General features: G+C 32.5%; 18 protein-coding genes. 10 read left to right on the top strand and 8 right to left on the bottom strand.

Features of this window, described 5'->3' with window-relative positions; translation table 11 throughout:
- Positions 1-99: 99 nt before the first annotated feature.
- Both ACN0TY_RS03710 and ACN0TY_RS03705 read left to right on the top strand, forming a co-directional pair.
- Positions 100-714: a hypothetical protein gene (locus ACN0TY_RS03710; protein ID WP_417443403.1), complete on the top strand. Its 615-nt coding sequence runs from the start codon at positions 100-102 to the stop codon at positions 712-714.
- A 159-nt stretch (positions 715-873) separates the two neighbouring features.
- A complete protein-coding gene (locus ACN0TY_RS03705) occupies positions 874-2,592 on the top strand; it encodes a hypothetical protein (protein WP_417443402.1) in 1,719 nt (572 codons plus the stop codon).
- Positions 2,593-3,237: 645 nt separating this feature from the next.
- Here ACN0TY_RS03705 and ACN0TY_RS03700 read toward each other — a convergent pair.
- The 3 genes from ACN0TY_RS03700 to ACN0TY_RS03690 all read right to left on the bottom strand — a co-directional run bounded on the left by ACN0TY_RS03700 (position 3,238) and on the right by ACN0TY_RS03690 (position 5,942).
- Positions 3,238-3,993 carry an SDR family oxidoreductase gene (locus tag ACN0TY_RS03700; RefSeq protein ID WP_417443401.1) on the bottom strand — a complete coding sequence of 252 codons (756 nt, stop codon included), beginning with the start codon at positions 3,991-3,993 and terminating at the stop codon, positions 3,238-3,240.
- A gap of 82 nt (positions 3,994-4,075) precedes the next feature.
- Positions 4,076-4,633, bottom strand: a complete 558-nt coding sequence (locus tag ACN0TY_RS03695; protein WP_417443400.1) for a TetR/AcrR family transcriptional regulator — start codon at positions 4,631-4,633, stop codon at positions 4,076-4,078.
- A gap of 178 nt (positions 4,634-4,811) precedes the next feature.
- Positions 4,812-5,942, bottom strand: coding sequence for a PepSY-associated TM helix domain-containing protein (locus tag ACN0TY_RS03690; protein ID WP_417443399.1), 1,131 nt, complete (start codon positions 5,940-5,942; stop codon positions 4,812-4,814).
- 273 nt (positions 5,943-6,215) lie between these two features.
- Between ACN0TY_RS03690 and ACN0TY_RS03685 the strand changes: the two genes are divergently transcribed.
- The 3 genes from ACN0TY_RS03685 to ACN0TY_RS03675 all read left to right on the top strand — a co-directional run bounded on the left by ACN0TY_RS03685 (position 6,216) and on the right by ACN0TY_RS03675 (position 9,091).
- Positions 6,216-6,803 (top strand): HupE/UreJ family protein, encoded by a 588-nt coding sequence (locus ACN0TY_RS03685; RefSeq protein WP_417443398.1) that lies wholly within the window; start codon positions 6,216-6,218, stop codon positions 6,801-6,803.
- 209 nt (positions 6,804-7,012) lie between these two features.
- Positions 7,013-7,447 (top strand): deoxycytidylate deaminase, encoded by a 435-nt coding sequence (locus ACN0TY_RS03680; protein ID WP_417443397.1) that lies wholly within the window; start codon positions 7,013-7,015, stop codon positions 7,445-7,447.
- The gene (locus tag ACN0TY_RS03675; RefSeq protein WP_417443396.1) at positions 7,448-9,091 is read left to right on the top strand and encodes a S41 family peptidase; all 1,644 of its coding nucleotides are present in this window, start codon (positions 7,448-7,450) and stop codon (positions 9,089-9,091) included. It begins immediately after the preceding gene.
- Here ACN0TY_RS03675 and ACN0TY_RS03670 read toward each other — a convergent pair.
- From ACN0TY_RS03670 to ACN0TY_RS03650, 5 genes are all read right to left on the bottom strand, one after another.
- Complete coding sequence (locus ACN0TY_RS03670) at positions 9,088-9,636, bottom strand: CopD family protein (RefSeq protein ID WP_417443395.1); 549 nt, start codon at positions 9,634-9,636, stop codon at positions 9,088-9,090. The two genes, ACN0TY_RS03675 and ACN0TY_RS03670, sit on opposite strands and share 4 nt — an antisense overlap.
- 24 nt (positions 9,637-9,660) lie before the next feature.
- A complete protein-coding gene (locus ACN0TY_RS03665) occupies positions 9,661-11,025 on the bottom strand; it encodes an MATE family efflux transporter (RefSeq protein WP_417443394.1) in 1,365 nt (454 codons plus the stop codon).
- Between the two features lie 4 nt (positions 11,026-11,029).
- Positions 11,030-12,058 (bottom strand): ferrochelatase, encoded by a 1,029-nt coding sequence (gene hemH, locus ACN0TY_RS03660; RefSeq protein ID WP_417443393.1) that lies wholly within the window; start codon positions 12,056-12,058, stop codon positions 11,030-11,032.
- Between the two features lie 103 nt (positions 12,059-12,161).
- Positions 12,162-12,935: a ThuA domain-containing protein gene (locus ACN0TY_RS03655; protein ID WP_236957691.1), complete on the bottom strand. Its 774-nt coding sequence runs from the start codon at positions 12,933-12,935 to the stop codon at positions 12,162-12,164.
- A 23-nt stretch (positions 12,936-12,958) separates the two neighbouring features.
- On the bottom strand, positions 12,959-13,816 hold the full coding sequence (locus ACN0TY_RS03650; protein WP_236957690.1) for an AraC family transcriptional regulator: 858 nt from the start codon (positions 13,814-13,816) through the stop codon (positions 12,959-12,961).
- Positions 13,817-14,051: 235 nt separating this feature from the next.
- Between ACN0TY_RS03650 and hemA the strand changes: the two genes are divergently transcribed.
- Genes hemA through ACN0TY_RS03625 form a run of 5 tightly spaced genes read left to right on the top strand, consistent with a single transcriptional unit; the run spans position 14,052 to position 19,316 of the window.
- Entirely contained in the window at positions 14,052-15,305 is a 1,254-nt protein-coding gene (gene hemA / locus ACN0TY_RS03645; RefSeq protein WP_236957689.1) for a glutamyl-tRNA reductase, read from the top strand.
- A complete protein-coding gene (hemC, locus tag ACN0TY_RS03640) occupies positions 15,302-16,219 on the top strand; it encodes a hydroxymethylbilane synthase (protein WP_417443392.1) in 918 nt (305 codons plus the stop codon). The genes hemA and hemC overlap by 4 nt, the downstream gene beginning before the upstream one ends.
- Positions 16,216-17,958, top strand: a complete 1,743-nt coding sequence (locus ACN0TY_RS03635) for a TrkH family potassium uptake protein (protein ID WP_417443391.1) — start codon at positions 16,216-16,218, stop codon at positions 17,956-17,958. The genes hemC and ACN0TY_RS03635 overlap by 4 nt, the downstream gene beginning before the upstream one ends.
- A gap of 11 nt (positions 17,959-17,969) precedes the next feature.
- Complete coding sequence (locus ACN0TY_RS03630; RefSeq protein ID WP_236957686.1) at positions 17,970-18,662, top strand: potassium channel family protein; 693 nt, start codon at positions 17,970-17,972, stop codon at positions 18,660-18,662.
- A 9-nt stretch (positions 18,663-18,671) separates the two neighbouring features.
- On the top strand, positions 18,672-19,316 hold the full coding sequence (locus ACN0TY_RS03625) for a uroporphyrinogen-III synthase (RefSeq protein WP_417443390.1): 645 nt from the start codon (positions 18,672-18,674) through the stop codon (positions 19,314-19,316).
- Positions 19,317-19,342: the final 26 nt, after the last annotated feature.

Genomic DNA, 19,342 nt, shown 5'->3' with positions numbered 1-19,342 from the left:
TACCGTAAACGGTTTATTATTTGAATGACTATATTTATGAAAAATAAACGCAATTGCGTTTGTTATGATGGTTAGACACAAGTTGAAAAAGAAAAACTAATGAAATACTTTGAATACTTAATAAATTTCCCAACACTCTTTTTTATATTATTAGTTATTCTAATTATAATGAATAAAGAAAAATTATCTTTTCTTCTTCCTAATAATGAAAAATTACTTGAAAAACTTCTGAAATCTAAAGAAGTATCTAACCAGAGGTCTAAGAATCTAGATGAATTCTTAGATAATGAAATTCAAAAAATAAATTTTAGCAATGCAACAGGACTTACGTATACCAAAAAAAATGAAAAATTAATTCTTCATTACAAAAAACTTGAAAATGAAATAAGTTGGAGGGATTTTAGAAAAATATCTAAACATATTACAGAATTTGAATCGCCTTCACTGATAGGGAGCAAAAAGGTAATAAGAGACTATAAAAAAAGAATGTCTTTATGGGGGGGATTATTTGTCTTATCTACTATTTCTTTTGGAATATTGGTATTTAAAAATAGTAATGTTGAAATGACTTTGTTGAAATTAAATCAGCTAGCTCTTCCTATAATAACTTTTGGAACTTGTCAAATTTGTTTTTTAAATGAAAAGTATAAATTAAAACTTGTTAAACAATACGATAAGATTATAGAAAAAATACATATACCTGACAATGTATAACCTCGATTAAGGTGGATTCGGCTACGTCCTAATTCACTCGAAATTGCTAAGACTAGTGTTTAATCTTAAAATATTTACTACTTTAACTCATAACTTACGATTACAGGCAACCGTTGCAAACAAAAGGCAAAGAAACTTTCATAAATCATTAATAGTTTAATGAGTAAACCAAAATACACAAATTTATTAAGTGAAAAACAAGCTTTCAAGAATCAAACTTTTGAAAAGAATATTTTTGAAATTGATTTTGAAACTGATAATGATATATCATTTATCAATTGTATATTTAAAGGAATAGCTTCATTTGAAAATATTAATGCAAGAGAGGTAAGTTTCATAGAATGTACATTTGAAAACGTCTTAAGCATATCAAAATCTTCATTTTTTACCTTTGGATTTTCTAACTGTAAACTTATGGAAGATTCGAGTTTCAAATCTAATATTTGTAGCTCATATGCTATTTTTCGAAGTTTGATTGGAGGAAAATTAGAAATAAGTGGCAGCTATCAAAATTTTCAAGTAGTAACTTCTAAAATTGAAAGATTGAGGTTAATACATGTGAATAGTGAATATTCTGAAAGAAATTCAAAAATAGAATTTTTGGTTGGGAATAAATTAAAAGAATTAGAGATCAAATCTCATTCTAATTTTTCAAATATCATTTTTAAAGGTGGAGAATATGAATCTATATACTTCTATGGTACTTTTAATAACAGTATTAGCTTTGACAAAAAAATTAAAAATGAATATTTATTTTTTGAGTCTGCGATTTTTAAAAGTAGAATTGATTTTAATGAAGGGAAATTTAAATATATAAATCTCTACAGAAGTAGTTTTCACGGATTAGTAATGTTCAATGGGTTTAACTACTTAGATAATTTAGAAAAAGATATTTCTATCAAAAACTTAACAATACATTCCTCATATTTTGAAAAAGATGTAAGAGTTTCAGTTTTAAAAATTAATTCTCTTAACCTTTCAAATAATAATTTCAAGCAAATACTTAATATTAACAATCATAATAGTAATGACAACAACCTACAATATTCGCATGCAAAAATAATTAGTTTAACTGGTTCAAATCTGGGCAATATTATTATTGAAAACATATTTGCTGATATAACAATATCAGATTTTAATTTTGGTAATATTTATTTTAAAAATATTGATTTACATACTTTATATATTAATCAATTTCACAATAAAGGAAATATCTCTTTTACTAATATACATTCAGGCATTTATCTTGTAATCCAAGACTCAATCATGGGTAATTTTAATCTACTAAATGAGGATTTGAACATGTTTAATGAACTTATAATTGCTAATAGTAATCTAAAAGGAATAGAAATAAGTATATATCCTAAAAAAATCCGTTCATTTAGCTCTAATCCAAAAATTGGATATGGAATAAAGAATAAGTCAAAAAACAATCAAAACTTAAAGAATGTCTATAATCAGTTAAAGCAAATTGCAAAATCTAATGGAGATATTGACCCAATGAATAAGTATAAATCACTTGAACTTAGGAAACTAAACAAAACGAAGAGAATAAGTTTTGATTCAATCCTGCTACTGTTAAACTGGGTTTCTAATAATAATGGACAAAGTTGGTTTCGTGGAGTATTATTTACTTTAATTGTTGCTTTTTTATTCTTTCTCCTATACTTAAATAATTTAGGAGTGCCAATTAATATCAATGAACATTATAAAGATTACATATCGTTCATAAGTTCATTTCCAAAATTGCAACTAGAGAAATATAGTGAATTGAATAAACTTTGGAATGTTAGTTTAGTAATATGGCTATCTAGAGTGTTTGTAAGTTATGGAGTTTATCAAACTATTTCTGCATTTAGAAAGTATGGAAAAGATTAAAAGCCCAACATCCTACAAAAACACTTGTCCAGTTTCTCTATGCATATTTTCATCACAATCACCCTGAGTATGTCACCATTTTTAGATATTTCTCCCCATAAAAGCACCAAACAACCCCAAAATATACGTTCTAGACCCCCTTCCATACGTATAAAACCCATCTGTAGGGGTGAAAAACACCTCCGAACACGTCAATACACCTATTTATAGGGCTTCCGAATGTATTTGGATACGTATAGCAACGGATACGGAGGGGTATGGGACCTATCTAGATACGTTATACCACGTATAATTATACGTCCTGAACGTATCAGGAGAGGTAGTACTACGTATAGTTTGAGGTTCGGAACGTATCGGGATACGTTATGCTACGTATAAATATAGATTAAAGACGTATCTGGATACGTCAAACCATGTATCAGTAGCTATTTGGAACGTATCGAGATACATTCTAGCTTTAATTTACTAATTAGTGAAACTGCTAATATCTATTCCCTTACTGCTAATTTTCCAGCATAATGCCTAAAGCTTAAAGCCTTTTGTATTTATCGGTATAAAGCATCACACTCCTTAATAATTACTATAACGCAAAAAGAGGCAGGATTAAATCGCTGCCCCTTTAATAAATTAAAAATATATTAATGACTATTTTGTTGTATAACCACCGTTTGCCAAAATGGTTTGTCCGGTAATCCACCACCCATCAGTAGCTAAAAATGTAACTATAGGAACGATGTCTTCTATCTGTGTTAATCCTCCCAGTGCAGATGCAGACTTATGATATGCTACAGCATCTTCGCCTTCTTGTCCGTAGAAAAAAGGAGTATCCATTGGTCCAGGTGCTACTGCCGATACAGAGATTCCACGCCCTCCAAACTCTTTGGAAGCTGCTCTTGTAAAGTGCTCCACTGGTGCTTTTGCTCCAGCATAAGTAGAGTACAAGCCTGTATATGCTCCTAATAATGATGTTAGAATTGTGATAATCTTACCGTTGTCTTCAACGCTTTTTCCTGCCTCTTGAATAAAGAAATAAGCTGCTTTGGAATTTACATCGAACATGGTATCATATTCGCTTTCGGTAGTATCTACAAATGGTTTCTTTAATACCATTCCCGCTGTATTTACAGCTACATCTACCCCACCATACTTATCTTTTGCCGCTTTAAAAAGCTGCTTTACATTTTCAACCTTTGTTAGGTCACTTTGAATACTAAAAGCCTCTCCCCCATTATCTACTATATCTTTAACAGTATTTTCAGCATCAGATTTTGATTTATTACTATGATAATGAACGACTATTTTCGCTCCCTCCTTTGCCATTTCTCGACTTATTAATCCGCCAAGATTTTTAGCTCCACCAGCAACAACAACTACTTTGTTATTTAATTCAATCTTACCCATAACTATCTGTTTGTTTATATTTTAAACAAAACTACCCTTATAGGACTGAATATTCATTCAGTAATTGTTAAATAAAAAATAATTATTTTTTTATAGAATCCCACGCCATTTGAAGCAATACATTTTTGTATTTATCATCGATAATAATCTTCATTTCTTTAGCTGCTTTTAACCAATATGCAATGGATGTAAAAACAAAAAAAGTAAGATGCGATGCTTCTATTTCTTTAAACAAGCCTTCTGCATGTCCTTTTTCATAGAGCGCATCGAAATAATGGAACCTTGACATTGCCTTTTTCTGAGTGTCAGAATTTACAATTGGAGAGAAAGCATATTGACTAATAAAATTAAACTTCATAGGGTGCTGCAAGAAGTAATCGATCATCCTACCATAATAATCATAAAACGTTTCCTTTACGGATGGGTTATGACCATTATTAACAAATATCATTTCGGCCTCCTCCTCTTTAATCCTCACATAAATTCCGTTTATAATATCATCTTTGTTTTTAAAATACTTATAAATGGTTCCTATTCCTACTTCAGCCTTATCTGCAATTTTAGATATTGGAGTACGCTCCAAACCCTCTTCTATTATAACATTTAAGGCAGCATTTAATATTCGTGTTGGTTTATCCATTTTGAAAATATTTTCAGCAAAGATACATTATACCCTCTTTGTATTTCTAATAGAGGTGATTGGTGTTTATTCAACTTCAAAAACAAACCTTATATATACAAAAAGCGTGAGGAAATTCCTCACGCTTTTTCACTTTCAATTAAATGCCATACACTGGCTGGTACTGTATATAAGTGGTTTATTTTTTCTTTTTCTTCATTTTATTAAGCCAAATAAGTGTTCCTGTTATTGGCAGACTAGTAGCAATTAAACAAGCCAAAAAGTATAGTATCTGTGAGAACAAACCAAAAATCTGTCCTGTATGAATTGGTTTTATAAGACTTGCAATTCTAACATTAAGAGGCTTGTCGTTAAAGTATTCTTTTTTAAGTACATTCCCGTAAATATCTAGTGTTAAAGCATCTGCTGTTACAGGAGAAAATGAGCTTTTATTGTATTTACTAATGCTATAAAATTTATTCTTTTTACTTGGAAAAGAAACTCTAGTATCTCCTTCAAAATCAAACTCCTTATTGGTAATAGCTACAGCTTCCTCTAAAGTAATTGTTTTAGAATCTTGTGCTTTTACTTCTATAGCAGGACCTCCGCCACGGTTTCCAAAAACCTTAGTTCCTATTACAGCGCTAAGTCCGTCTCTATAACCTTCAAAAGACCAGCAAAGCCCTGTAAGTCCCATAATGACAATAAAAATACAAGCATAGAAACCTAATGTATTATGTAAATCGTGATTAACACGTTTCCAGTTAGCATTGGTTTTAATTTTAAAACCGCTCTTCATATTCTTCCATTTCACCTTTTTAGGGAACCAAAGTACAATACCAGAAACGGAAAGAATTAAAAATATAATAGTAGCAATACCAACAATAGGTCTTCCCACAGGAACTTCTAACATAATCCAACGATGCATACGAAACATAAACATCATAAACCCATCTGCACTCGATTTTGGCGCTTTTAGAATTTCTGCGGTATATGGATTCACATAAAAAGCACTCCCTCTTCGATCTTTCGGGTTAGTTTTTACCGTAAACTCATAAGGTTGATTTGCTTCAGCAGGCAACGTAACACGAGTAAGTTCTCCTTCTACACTTTCATTTATCAAAGCAGTAAGTTCTGAAACAGATTTTGCCTCTCCGCTAGGAGTAACAACCATTTTTTCAGTAAAAATATCTTTTATCTCATGCTCAAATGTCAGAAAAGTTCCACTCAAACAAACTAAAAATAATATGATCCCACTTCCTATTCCTAACCATAGGTGAATATCGTTTATAAACTTCCTAATTCCGTATTTCTTCTTCTTTTTGGTCATATGTTTGCTAGTTGAATCATAAAATCTTGTGCTATTTTAGCGTAAATACTTAGTAATAGCCTGTTTGTTTGAAAAGTCAAATATATTTTATCGAATATAAACTTCAAAATTAATTTAGACTAATTTTAAATAAATTAACTTATTTAGCTGAAAAGCAATAATTTGATCTTATAATTGCTGAATTTTATCATTTAAATTAGGTAAGGATTTTATAAAAAGGATTCCTCTTTTTAAAATAGTTGTAAATTTGAAAAAACCCTTAAACCAATCGCAATGGATCAATTTTGGTTCTACTTTAAGTTGGGACTTGAGCATGTATTAGATATTAATGCATACGATCATATCCTATTTTTTATAGCGCTAACAGTGCCTTATACTTTTTCTAACTGGAAAAAAATACTGTGGCTAGTAACCATGTTTACAGTTGGACATACGCTATCGCTAATTCTAGCTACCTATGGCGTAGTGTCTATAAGTTCGAGTATTATAGAATGCTTAATTCCTGTAACTATTTTTGTGACTGCTGTATTTAATATTTTCACCGCTGGAAAGGGAGCGAAAAAAGAAACATTCGGTTTAACATTTTTTACTACTTTATTTTTCGGACTGATTCACGGATTAGGATTCTCAACATACTTTAAGCAGGTAGTAGCCAGTTCTTCCAACAAGATACTCCCGTTACTAGAATTTGCATTAGGAATAGAAGCCTCACAGATTATTGTAGTCCTTATTTTTTTAATTTTAGGATTTATCTGCCAATCGGTATTTAGATTTAACAAACGAGATTGGGTAATGGTCATCTCCTCTATTGTTGTAGGATTTGTAATCCCAATGCTAAAGAGCTCATGCGTATTTAATTAGATTAAAATTAACTTCTTGCATGTTGTAATTACGCAGTAAAGCCGTTATCTTCGTTTTTATAATATAACACCCTTAAATAGTACATAAGGGTTTATTTTTTTACTCAATTATCAGTTTTCTGAATCAAATTAAGGAATCGGTTATGGTAATTGTTTCAAATAAAAATACCTTTTGGAGGTATCTAAAAGGCATTGTACTCCAATAATATTATGGCTGGAAAAAAGCAAGCAAGATACGATAGGGCATATTTAAGAATGGCACAAGAATGGGGTAAATTATCTCATTGCAAAAGAAAACAAGTAGGTGCTATTATTGTAAAAGATAGAATGATTATCTCTGATGGGTATAATGGTACTCCAACAGGATTTGAAAATGAATGTGAAAATGAAGAGCATTTTACAAAATGGTATGTTTTACATGCTGAAGCAAATGCTATTTTAAAAGTGGCTTCTTCTACTCAATCCTGTAAAGGCGCTACCTTATACATTACCTTATCCCCCTGTAAAGAGTGTAGCAAATTAGTGCACCAAGCAGGAATCACAAGAGTTGTTTACAGTCGTGCTTATAAAGATTGCGAAGGATTGGAGTTTTTACAAAAAGCAGGCGTAGAATTGCTACATCTTGAAAATTTAGAAGAACAATAAATGCTCAAAAATAAAAATTATTTATGGCCTATAATTATTGCCTCAGTTCTTGCTGTTGGTATTTTTATTGGTGGAAAATTAAATTTTAATGACAGTCCGGAATTACTTTTCTCTACTAATTCTAAAAAAGACAAACTTAATAGGCTCATAGATTATATAGATTACGAATATGTAGACGATGTAAATACCGATAGCATTGTAGACGTTACCGTAAATAATATCTTAGATAAATTAGATCCACACTCTGTATACATTCCAAAAGAGCAAGTTGCAAAGGTTGCAGAAACAATGAAGGGTGATTTTGTAGGGATTGGAGTTAACTTTTATATGTATAAAGATAGCCTTGCCGTTATAAGACCCGTTGCCGGAGGTCCAAGCATAAAGGCTGGAATACTTGCTGGAGATAGAATTCTTATGGCTGATAATGATACTTTATACGGTAAGAATATTAGCAGTGAGCAGGTGGTAAACACCTTAAAAGGAGATAATAAAACAAATGTAAAGCTTACCGTTTACAGACCTTCAGAAGATAAAATCCTTTCATTTAATATTAAAAGAGCAGAAGTACCTCTTAAAAGTGTGGATGCTTATTATATGATAGAGGACGACTTTGGATATATAAAAGTAAATCGTTTTGCTGAAAGTACTTATCGTGAATTTAAAAGTGCTTTAGATGAACTTCAGGAAAAAGGAATCACCAAATTGGCTTTAGATTTAAGAAACAACCCTGGAGGATATCTAAGTATTGCTGAAGAAATTGCTGATGAATTTTTGGAAGACGACAAACTGATACTTTTCACCAAAAATAAAAGTGGTGCTATTCAAAAGGCATTCGCTTCTAGAAAAGGAGACTTTGAAGATGGTGAAATCTATATCTTAATTAATGAAAAGTCTGCTTCTGCCAGCGAAATTGTAGCAGGAGCAATTCAAGATAATGATCGCGGAACAATAGTTGGAAGGAGATCGTTTGGAAAAGGACTTGTACAACGTGAAATGAGCCTTGGAGATGGGTCTTCAGTAAGACTTACCGTTTCTCGTTACTACACTCCAACCGGAAGATCTATACAGCGTTCTTATGAAAATGGAACTAAAGATTACTACCAACAGTTTTATAAAAGGTTTGAAAATGGAGAGTTACGCTCTGCAGACAGCATAAAAGTAGCCGATTCTTTAGTTTTTAAAACTCCAAAAGGTAAGATTGTTTATGGCGGCGGAGGAATTATTCCTGATGTTTTTGTTCCTATAGAAGGGACGCAAGAGGAAGCTTGGGTAAATACAATGCTCGATTCTGGATTTATGTCTTTTTATACTTTTGAATACTTAGATACTCACAGAAATAAGTATAAAAACATCTCTGAAGACGACTTTATTAATACTGTTGTTATTGATGAAGAAATGGTAGATGAATTTATGTATTATGCTGATGATAATGGATTGAATATAGACCTTAACCCATACAGAGAGAATCTAAAGCTATACATAAAAGCCACCCTAGCCGATCAATTATATGGCGAGAATGCACATCAGCAGATATTAAAAGATAGCGATTTAATGCTACAAGCTTTAATCCATATTGATGATGTGGAAGAAGATGCTAAAGAGAATCAAATAGAAGCTATCACTACAGAAGAAGAAAACAACTAAGCGTCAGGGTTTTTATCTTGAATTCGTTTATAAAGTTTAATTCCTAGCATTAATAAGATTCCAAGGGCAAAGATTCCTACCAAGCCATAAATCCAATTAACGCTATCTTTAAGAATTACCAAAAAGACTACAGAGAATAAAATGATTGTAGCTCCTTCATTCCAAATACGCATAAATTTGGAGGTATAATTTACCTCCCCATTTTGTAATTGCTTGAAGATTTTATGCGTTTTTAAATGATATAGAATAAGTAAGAATACAAACAATAATTTTACATGCATCCAACCTTGCTGTAACCAAGCTGGAGATAAAACTAGCAACCAAACTGCAAAAATAGTAGCCAATATTGCCGATGGCCATGTAATAATATACCATAATCGCTTTGCCATTAACCCTAACTGTTTCCCTAGAATTTCTTTTTCTGGTGAAGGCTTAGCAGAAGCTTCAATTTGATATACAAACAAACGCGGTATATAAAACAACCCCGCAAACCAAGTGATTACAAAGATTAGATGTAATGCCTTTATAAAATTATAGTATTCCATTTTAGATCTTATTTAAATATACCCTTATACTTTCGCTATTTCGGGCTTCTTTATAGTCGCTTTTATTTCTCTGTTTAAAAAATACCCTGTTACAATGGTTGATAACACATCTGCAATAGGAAATGAAATCCAAACCCCCAATTCACCATAAAATTTAGGAAGGATTAATATCAGTGGAATAAAGAAAAACCCCTGTCGTGTTAAAGTTAATAATAATGCTGGTATTGCATTCCCTATCGCTTGAAAGTAAGCAGAGCCTATTAATTGAATTACTACAATTGGTGTTGCCGCAAAAACCCAACGCATGGCACCTGGAGCTTTTGAGAGGGCTTCATCACCATCTTTTGTAAAAATACTAGCAATCTCTTCTGGGAAAATCATGATTAATATAAAGATCATGAAACCCAAAATCATAGCATACTTGATAGCAGTATTAATAGATTCTCGAACACGTTGGTATTTCTTTGCTCCATAATTATAACCTGCAATCGGTAAGAAACCTTGGGTAATTCCTAATACAGGAAACAATGCAAACATTAACATTCGCCCAATGATAGCATAAACCGTAACCGATGACGCTCCTCCAAGATCGAACAAAATATTATTCAGAAATAAATAAGTAACACTAACCACCGCTTGTCTAGCCAAAGTAACCCCTCCTAAAGAAGCTATTTCACTGACAATACTTTTATTTAAACCGAAGTGAGAAAAATTAATCTTCAACTCGGAGTTTTTAGATAAGAAAAACCAAACAATATAAACAAAACAACAGATATAAGACCCAGATGTTGCCCATGCAGCACCTTCCATCCCATAGTCCAAAACATTGATAAAAAGGTAATCGAAAATTAGATTCCCAAGGGAAGGGATAATCATTGCTACCATTGCAAACTTGGGTTTCCCTTCTGCTCTAATTACATTATTACCAAGCATAGAAAGTGCCAGAAAAGGGACTCCATACAATACTATTTTATAATAGATTTTTGCAGGCTCAAAAATCTCCCCTTTCCCTCCAAAACTAGGAATAATAGTGTCTATAAAATACAAACCTCCAATTACAAAAATGGAGGTTAGTAATAATGTAAGCGTTATTTGATTCCCAAAAACTTTTAAAGCTTTTGGTCTGTTTTCGGCACCTAAAGCTCTTGAGATAATCGAAGATCCTCCTATCCCTATTGCCATCCCTAAAGCGGCAATAAAAAAGGAAACAGGCAATACCACATTTATTGCGGCGATTGCTATAGAACCAATCCAATTCCCCACAAAAATAGTATCTACCAGAATATTCAGCGACATTACTAAAATTCCGATAGATGCAGGAACTGCTTGTTTTACCAGAAGCTTCCCAATAGGATCTGTTCCTAATTCTTTAGAAGATGCTTTCGACATATGTTTATTTCAGTACAGGACTTTTTGCCCATTCATCAACCCATCTCGCTAGCACTTTTACCCACGCCTCATCATCATTTAAGCAAGGAACTAAATGAAACTGTTCTCCTCCATTTTCTTTAAACTCATGGCGAGCTTCCATTCCTATCTCCTCTAATGTTTCTAAGCAATCAGAAACAAAAGCAGGAGTAATAACAGCTAATTTCTTAATTCCCTGTTCAGGAAAACTGTTAATAGTAGCATCCGTAGATGGCTTTAACCAAGGATCTATCCCTAAACGCGACTGAAAGGAAGTTGTAAATGTACCTTCTTTTAAATCTAAATATTCTGCTACCTGCCTTGTGGTTTCATAACATTGATGACGGTAACAAAATTGATGAGCCGGAGACGCAGTTTTACAACATTGTCCGTCTATTTTACAATGTGACTTCGTGATGTCCGATTTTTTGATATGTCTTTCTGGAACTCCATGATATGAAAACAATACATGCTCCCAATCTTTATCTTTTAATTCATCTTGAATAGACTCCGCTAAAACTCGAATATAATCTGGGTGGTTATAAAAGGCAGGTACATTTGTAAACTGCATTTCTGGGAAATGTTTCTTACGAATCTCCTCCGCTAAAACCAAAATAGTTTCTGTAGTTGCCATTGCAAATTGCGGATATAATGGAATTAACAAAACCTCATCTACACCTTCATTTTTTAAAGCTTCTAATCCGCTTTTTATAGAAGGATTTCCATAACGCATAGCTAATGCAACCGGCACACTGGTAAGTGCATCTACTTTATCTTGTAAACGTTCAGAAAGTACTATTAATGGAGAACCTTCTTCCCACCAAATTTTCTCGTATGCTGCAGCCGATTTCTTAGGTCGTGTATTTAATATGATACCTTTTACGATAAAAGTACGCAACCATAATGGCATATCTATAACGCGCTCGTCCATTAAGAACTCACCTAAATATCGCTTTACATCCTTAGGATCTGTAGAATCTGGAGAACCTAAATTCACCAATAAAACTCCCTTCATTAATTATTCTTTAATAAATTATTTAGCAAAATTACTATTTTGATTACTAATCTTTTTCATTTTGAACGTTAACCTTTCAATAGTAGTATAAAGAAATCTAATGCTACTCTCTTTCTAGGCAATAAAAAATCCCTCCTAAAATATGCTCCACGAATAGCGGCTCAGAGAACGACTCGATTGAGTGCCCGCCACCAGTGTAAAAAGCACGTCCACCATCAAACTCATGATACCATGCTATTGGATGGTTGTCTCCATTTGTTCCTCCTTCATAAGAAGACTCGTCGAGCTTCATCAGCACATTCATCTCAGGATTTATATTTTTAAAATTATACCATTCGTCTTTTCTATTCCATACCGCTGGCAATCCTTTTGTAGAAATATGATTTCTATCTATAACATTGATAGCTGCATCTCTAGTTCCACTTGGGTGATTTACAAAATAAGCTCCTACTAGTTTTCCATACCAAGGCCATTCAAATTCAGTATCTGTGGCAGCATGAATCCCCATAAAGTTTCCTCCTCCTTGGATATATTTTTTAAAAGCTTCTTGTTGTTCCTCCCCCAAAACATCTTCTGTAGTGGAAAGAAACATCACCATCTTATATTTCTTTAAATTATCAAGATTAAACTGTAATGAATCTTCTGTATGTGTTACTTCAAAATCATTTTCAGCTCCTAATTTTTCAATTAAAGCTACTCCTGTCTCAATAGATTTATGACGAAATCCAGCAGTTTTTGTAAATACTAATACTTGATCTTGAGCTACAACTTCTTCACTTTGTGATGATTCTGATAATGTAACTGTTTCTTTTTCTGAATTATTCTCTTTACATCCAAAAAGGGAAATTAAAACAACTGTAAATAATAGGTTTTTCATTGTTGGTTATTGGTTTTTAAGGTTTATTGATTTAATGCCATTATATATTTTTTTGGAGTAGTGCCATACTTCTTTTTAAAAGCAGCAATAAAATGACTTGCGGTGCTGTACCCAACTTTTAATCCGACTTCATTAACGTTTAGCTCGCCTGTTTCAAGCATTTTTCTTGAACACTCCATCTTATAATCGAATAAAAAACTATACACAGAATCTCCATATACTTGTTTAAAGCCTTCTTTTAAACGCTTTAAATTTAATCCAATTTCATCAGAAAGCTCTTGTAAAGATGGTGGCTCTGCCATTCTTGCAATTACAATATCTTTTGCTCTTCTGATGCGTCTTACATTATCTTCATCAACTAAAAAAGGACATTGCTCTGTATCTGCATCTTCAGGCCTGTTAAAATAAAGTCCAAGTAACTCATATACTTTTCCTTTGAGATATAATTTTTTTATGGACTTATGAAGGTTATAATTCATTATCTGACTAAGTACAACAGACATAATCGGTGTGATTTGTGTCGTATTATAATACTTCTTATCTATATTATCTTCATCTAAAAAGTGAATGTAATTTGCTTCCGTAGAAAATAGAGAATGAAACTTTTTAATAGGGATCAATATAGAAATAAGCCACGTTTTGGAGTTTAATTCTAAGTTAATCGGCAGATCTCGCTGTGGATTATAAAGTATTAAAGCTTCTTCCTCTTTTAAGTCTAAAGCATAACTCCCTTCATTAAAATTAAAAATAGAACTTCCCTTCAAGCAAAAATGAAATTGAAGAAAACTACTGTCAATATTTTTTGTAATATGCTGAATGTCATTTCCTTCATTTTGAATTTTCAATACTGTAAATCCTTCTTCAATAATTATTTCTTCCATAGCACTTATAGCGTTATTTTTTCAACGTTAAATGAAACTCATATTTACGTTCTTTATTTAGAACAGTTCTAAACAGACATCTTCACAACACCCTAATACACTGCGAAAATAAGACATTTTGTGAGATGTTTCATCAAAACAGAGTATTTTTCCTAAAGCGACATAAAAAGTTCTTCTAGCGTTATTTTTATAAAAGTAATAAATATAAATTTGTCCCGACATCAGAAAAAACTGAATGGAAGCTTATAACATTTCAAAACATAGTTCATTTTACATCATTGGTATTAGCTATAAAAAGGCTGATGCTGCATTAAGAGGTAAATTTAGCTTAGATGAAACTGCAAAGAACGCACTGTTAGATCAGGCGAAATCAGCAGGTATCGACGGCATCCTCGTAACTTCTACATGTAATAGAACAGAAATTTACGGATTTGCTCAACACCCATTTCAACTCATACAATTACTTTGTGGAAACTCTAACGGTACCGTTGAAGAGTTTCAAAAAATAGGATACGTTTATAAAAACAACGATGCTATTTCGCATTTATTTAGAGTAGGAACAGGTCTTGACAGTCAGATTCTCGGAGATTTCGAAATAATAAGTCAGATTAAACAAAGTTTTGCTGCTTCGAAGGCAAAAGGAATTACCAATCATTTTTTAGAGCGTTTATGTAACTGTGTAATTCAGGCTAGTAAACGAATTAAAAATGAAACTGAAATTTCTTCTGGTGCTACTTCTGTAGCTTTTGCTTCTGTTCAATATATTCTAGCCAAAGTGCCGAATGTATCAAATAAGAATATTTTATTATTTGGAACAGGTAAAATTGGAAGGAATACTTGTGAGAATTTAGTGAAGCACACCAAAAATGAACATATTGTTTTAATCAACAGAACAAAAAATAAAGCAGAGAAGATCGCTGGAAAGTTCAACCTTATCGTTAAAGATTATAGCGATTTACAGGAAGAGATTCGAAAAAGTGATATTCTAATTGTAGGAACTGGAGCACAAAATCCAACTATTACAAAAGATCTTATCCATACATCAAAAGATTTACTAATTTTGGACTTATCAATCCCCAAAAATGTAGATTCTAATGTGCAAGACCACAAAAATGTAACTTTAGTACATTTAGATCAGTTATCAAAAATGACTGATGATACGCTTAAAAAGAGAGAATTATATATCCCTAAGGCTGAAGTAATCATCAAAGAGGTCGAGACTGATTTTAAACATTGGTTAGAAACAAGGAAATTTGCCCCCACAATTAAAGCTTTGAAGAAGAAGTTAAGAACGATGAAAGATGCTGAAATTGATTTTCAACGTAAGAAAATTAATGATTTTAATGACGAGCAGGCAGAAATCATCAGTAATCGTATCATTCAAAAGATAACAACACACTTCGCCAATCATTTAAAAGATAGTTCGAACACCTCAGACGAAAGTATAGAACTAATTAAAAAAGTGTTTCAATTAGAAACTTCAAAATGAACAACGTAATTAGAATTGGAACTCGCGATAGTGAATTGGCACTATGGCAGGCTAACCACGTAAAAGACCTTTTAGAAAAAAATGGTTTCGAAGCAATTATTATTCCTGTAAAATCTGATGGCGACCTTATCCTAGACAAGCCACTACATGAATTAGGAATTACTGGTGTTTTCACAAAAACGCTAGATGTTGCTATGCTTAACGGTACTGTAGATATTGCTGTACACAGCATGAAAGATGTGCCTACAAAATTACCTCAAGGCATTGTAAAAGCTGCTGTTTTGGAGCGTGCTAATAATCGTGATTTATTATTACACAAAGACACTCCAAAAGAACTAGATAAAAATGCAACCATTGCAACTGGGAGTTTACGCAGAAAAGCCCAATGGCTTAATAAATACCCAAAACATAACGTTGTTGATCTTCGTGGGAATGTAAACACGCGCTTAGAGAAATTAAAAAATAACGATTGGGATGGAGCAGTATTTGCTGCTGCTGGCTTAGAGAGAATAAATCTCAAGCCTAAAAATCACACGGTTTTAGATTGGATGATTCCTGCTCCTGCACAAGGAGCGATGTTGGTTGTTGCCTTAAAGAAAGACAACTTCTGTCGTGAAGCCTTAAAAAGGCTCAATCATTATGAAACGGACATCTGCACCACAATTGAAAGAGAATTTTTAAGTACTTTAGAGGGTGGCTGTACAGCTCCAATTGGAGCAATTGCAGAAATAGATATTGATTACCTTACCTTTACTGGTGGATTGTTTTCTTTGGATGGTAAACAAAAAGTTACTATTGAAAAAAGAATCCTAATTGAACACTGCGATGATCTTGGCGTTATTTGCGCTAAGGAGATTTTAAGTAAAGGAGGGGAAGAAATAATGAAAAAACTTAAAAAAGAATTGAGCTTGTGAAAAAAGTAAGTCCACAAAGGCTATTTTTTTTAATTATTGACTTTATCGTCATTAGTTTTCTCATATTTGATTTTGGCTTTTTCGTGTACGAGAAATTTAGAACTCACAAGCTAATTATTGTTAGCGTACTAATTTTAACGCTGCTAGCAACCAATTTATACCGCTATTTTAGTCAGAAAGATAAAACCCGTAAACTTATTAGCCTTACATACGTTGCTATTTTTGCTTCTGTAGTGCTTTTAAGTATAGGCGTTTATGTGGTAGCTTCAGAACACGTTTTGGAGCAATATCTTTTTAAAATAAAGCCATTTCTGGAAGGCGCCCTATTACTCTACCTCACTTTGAGGTTGACCATATTAATACGGTATTTATACAGCTTATATTTTAATCCAGCTATCTTATTTGTAGGTAGCTTTTTTATATTTGACCTAATAGGAGCGTTCCTATTAATGCTCCCAAAGGCAACTACCGTAGGCGAATTAAACTTTATAGATGCTTTCTTTACTTCCACGAGTGCAGTCTGCGTTACAGGCTTGGCAGTTATGGATACCTCAACAGATTTTACCGTGTTTGGGCAGGGTGTTATTTTGTTTTTAATCCAATTAGGAGGTTTGGGTATTTTAACTTTTACCTCATTTTTTGCATATTTCTTTAAAGGAGGTTCTTCTTTTAAGGAAACCCTTTATGTTAAAGATTTTGTTGCTTCGGAAACATTAAAAGATACCTTAAAGTTTGCAATGAATATCGTGCTCTTTACTTTCGCTTTAGAGGGTTTAGGAGCTATTTTTATTTACACCTCTATTGAAGATTTTACGAATATAGACCACCCTATATTCTTTAGTATTTTCCATTCTATTTCAGCATTTTGTAATGCTGGTTTTTCAAACGCTTCAGATGGATTATTTAATGAAACCCTGCGTTTCGATTATCCTTTTCAATGGGTAATTATGCTATTAATAATCTTCGGAGGATTGGGGTACAATATAGTTTTCAACATTTATAATTATATAAAAACATATTTTAAAAATTTAATCAGCAGGAATAATAAAGCAAATTTAGTACGGGTAATTACATTAAATTCAAAAATTGTAATCAGCACTACCCTTATATTGCTACTCGCAGGGTTTGTGTTTTTCTATTTTAATGAAAACTCCAATACTTTAGCTGAACACAATACAACATTTGGTAAAATAACTGCTACGGCATTTCAATCGGTTACACCTAGAACAGCAGGATTTAATACTATTAATTATGCCGACTTAACGCTGCCTTCTATACTTTTTGTAATTTTATTGATGTGGATTGGAGGATCGCCAGCTTCTACTGCTGGAGGTATAAAAACAACAACTTTTGCATTGGCAACACTAAATATATTTGCAGTTGCAACAAACAAAAGACAAATTGAGATTGGCACCCGAAGCATAGATAATGCTACATTAAACCGTGCATTTGCTATTCTTTCCATATCTCTAATTACCATTGGAACTGCTATTTTACTTTTGCTGTTCTTTGAGCCAGAGAGAGATCTTATTTCAATAGCTTTTGAGTCTTTTTCTGCATACAGTACGGTAGGATTAAGTTTAAACTTAACGCCTACACTAAGTGTGCCCAGTAAAATTGTTATAATAGTAGTGATGTTTATTGGAAGAATAGGAATGTTAAATATTCTTATCGGCGTATTGAGGCAAATGAATAATCAGTTCTACGAATATCCAAAAGAAAATATACTAATTAACTAATTTATGTTAATATGAAAATCATCATCTTTGGTTTAGGAAACTTTGGAAGCTCGCTAGCTTTAAAGCTCACAGAGTCTGGTAACGAAGTTATTGGAGTGGACTTAAAAATGGAAAAGGTAAATATCTTAAAAGATAAAATTGCCCACGCCATCTGTTTGGATGCTACCAACGAGCTTGCTTACGACGCTCTTCCGCTTAAAGATGCCCATATAGCTATTGTTGCCATCGGAGAACATGAAGGTGCAGCAATTATTACTACTGCAATTTTAAAAGATAAGACATCAGCTAAAATTATCAGTAGATCGCTATCTCCTGTGCACGATACTGTTTTAAAAGCAATGGGAATTGAAAATATAATTCATCCGGAGCAAGAAGCAGCAGCAAATCTCACAGGAAAAATCAACCTGAAAAATGTACTCGATAATTTCAATTTAGATGATGAATATTCTATTTCTGAAGTAAAAGTTAACGATTCATTTCAAAATAAAACACTGCAAGAGTTAGAGTTCAGAAAAAAATATAATTTAACGATTGTTACAATCATAAGACCTTGCAATAAAAAGAATTTTTTAGGAAATCAGTTGAAGAAAAAAGAAGTAATCGGATTGCCAGATAACAATACCAAAATTCAGAAAGACGACCTCCTTATTGTCTTTGGTAGGAACGAAGATATTTCTAGTTTTGGAGAAGAAATGACTAAATGAGTTTGATATATGATAGAGATATTAAGCACTAAAAAGCTTACCACAACCCAAAGAAATATTTTAGAGGAAGCTGAAATAAATTGCATTGAGGAGGACTTTATTAAAATCGAATCACAAGATTTTAAATGTCCCCAAGTAATAGAAAATGCTATTTTCACTAGTCAGAACGCAGTAAAGTCTGTTGCAGATCATAACATTACTATTAAAAACTGTTTTTGTGTTGGCGATAAAACGGAAGCCCTGCTTAAGCATCATGGGTTTACGGTTGTAGAAAAAGCCTATCAAGCACAACTATTAGCAGAAAGGATTGTAGCTTATCATTCTGAAAAAGATTTTACATTATTCTGCGGAAATATCCGTAAAGAAGAATTACCTAAACTATTAAAAGAAAACAATATTAAACTAGAAGAAATTCAGGTTTATGAAACGCAATTAACCTCTAAAAATATGTTTCGCACCTATGATGGTGTCCTCTTTTTTAGTCCAAGCGCTGTAGAAAGTTATTCTCAGCGAAATTTATTTGAAGACACTACTGTTTTCTGCTTAGGAAAAACAACAGAAGCAGCAGCGAGAAAACATACCAATAATATTATTACTGCCAATAGAACAACCGTAGAAAACGTACTTGTACAAGTAATAAAACATTTTAAGTAACAGAATAGCATCTTTAGCATTGAAAC

Source organism: Joostella sp., assembly GCF_048266025.1.
GTDB classification, from domain to species: domain Bacteria; phylum Bacteroidota; class Bacteroidia; order Flavobacteriales; family Flavobacteriaceae; genus Galbibacter; species Galbibacter atrarenae.
This window is presented reverse-complemented; position numbering and strand designations above follow the sequence as displayed.

Coding starts and splice junctions, on each gene's coding strand:
- hemC (WP_417443392.1), top strand. CDS start 15,302: ATGAACAACGTAATTAGAATTGGAACTCGCGATAGTGAATTGGCACTA.
- ACN0TY_RS03710 (WP_417443403.1), top strand. CDS start 100: ATGAAATACTTTGAATACTTAATAAATTTCCCAACACTCTTTTTTATA.
- ACN0TY_RS03655 (WP_236957691.1), bottom strand. CDS start 12,935: ATGAAAAACCTATTATTTACAGTTGTTTTAATTTCCCTTTTTGGATGT.
- ACN0TY_RS03650 (WP_236957690.1), bottom strand. CDS start 13,816: ATGGAAGAAATAATTATTGAAGAAGGATTTACAGTATTGAAAATTCAA.
- ACN0TY_RS03690 (WP_417443399.1), bottom strand. CDS start 5,942: ATGACCAAAAAGAAGAAGAAATACGGAATTAGGAAGTTTATAAACGAT.
- hemA (WP_236957689.1), top strand. CDS start 14,052: ATGGAAGCTTATAACATTTCAAAACATAGTTCATTTTACATCATTGGT.
- ACN0TY_RS03670 (WP_417443395.1), bottom strand. CDS start 9,636: ATGGAATACTATAATTTTATAAAGGCATTACATCTAATCTTTGTAATC.
- ACN0TY_RS03695 (WP_417443400.1), bottom strand. CDS start 4,633: ATGGATAAACCAACACGAATATTAAATGCTGCCTTAAATGTTATAATA.
- hemH (WP_417443393.1), bottom strand. CDS start 12,058: ATGAAGGGAGTTTTATTGGTGAATTTAGGTTCTCCAGATTCTACAGAT.
- ACN0TY_RS03665 (WP_417443394.1), bottom strand. CDS start 11,025: ATGTCGAAAGCATCTTCTAAAGAATTAGGAACAGATCCTATTGGGAAG.
- ACN0TY_RS03685 (WP_417443398.1), top strand. CDS start 6,216: ATGGATCAATTTTGGTTCTACTTTAAGTTGGGACTTGAGCATGTATTA.
- ACN0TY_RS03705 (WP_417443402.1), top strand. CDS start 874: ATGAGTAAACCAAAATACACAAATTTATTAAGTGAAAAACAAGCTTTC.
- ACN0TY_RS03625 (WP_417443390.1), top strand. CDS start 18,672: ATGATAGAGATATTAAGCACTAAAAAGCTTACCACAACCCAAAGAAAT.
- ACN0TY_RS03700 (WP_417443401.1), bottom strand. CDS start 3,993: ATGGGTAAGATTGAATTAAATAACAAAGTAGTTGTTGTTGCTGGTGGA.
- ACN0TY_RS03680 (WP_417443397.1), top strand. CDS start 7,013: ATGGCTGGAAAAAAGCAAGCAAGATACGATAGGGCATATTTAAGAATG.
- ACN0TY_RS03675 (WP_417443396.1), top strand. CDS start 7,448: ATGCTCAAAAATAAAAATTATTTATGGCCTATAATTATTGCCTCAGTT.
- ACN0TY_RS03630 (WP_236957686.1), top strand. CDS start 17,970: ATGAAAATCATCATCTTTGGTTTAGGAAACTTTGGAAGCTCGCTAGCT.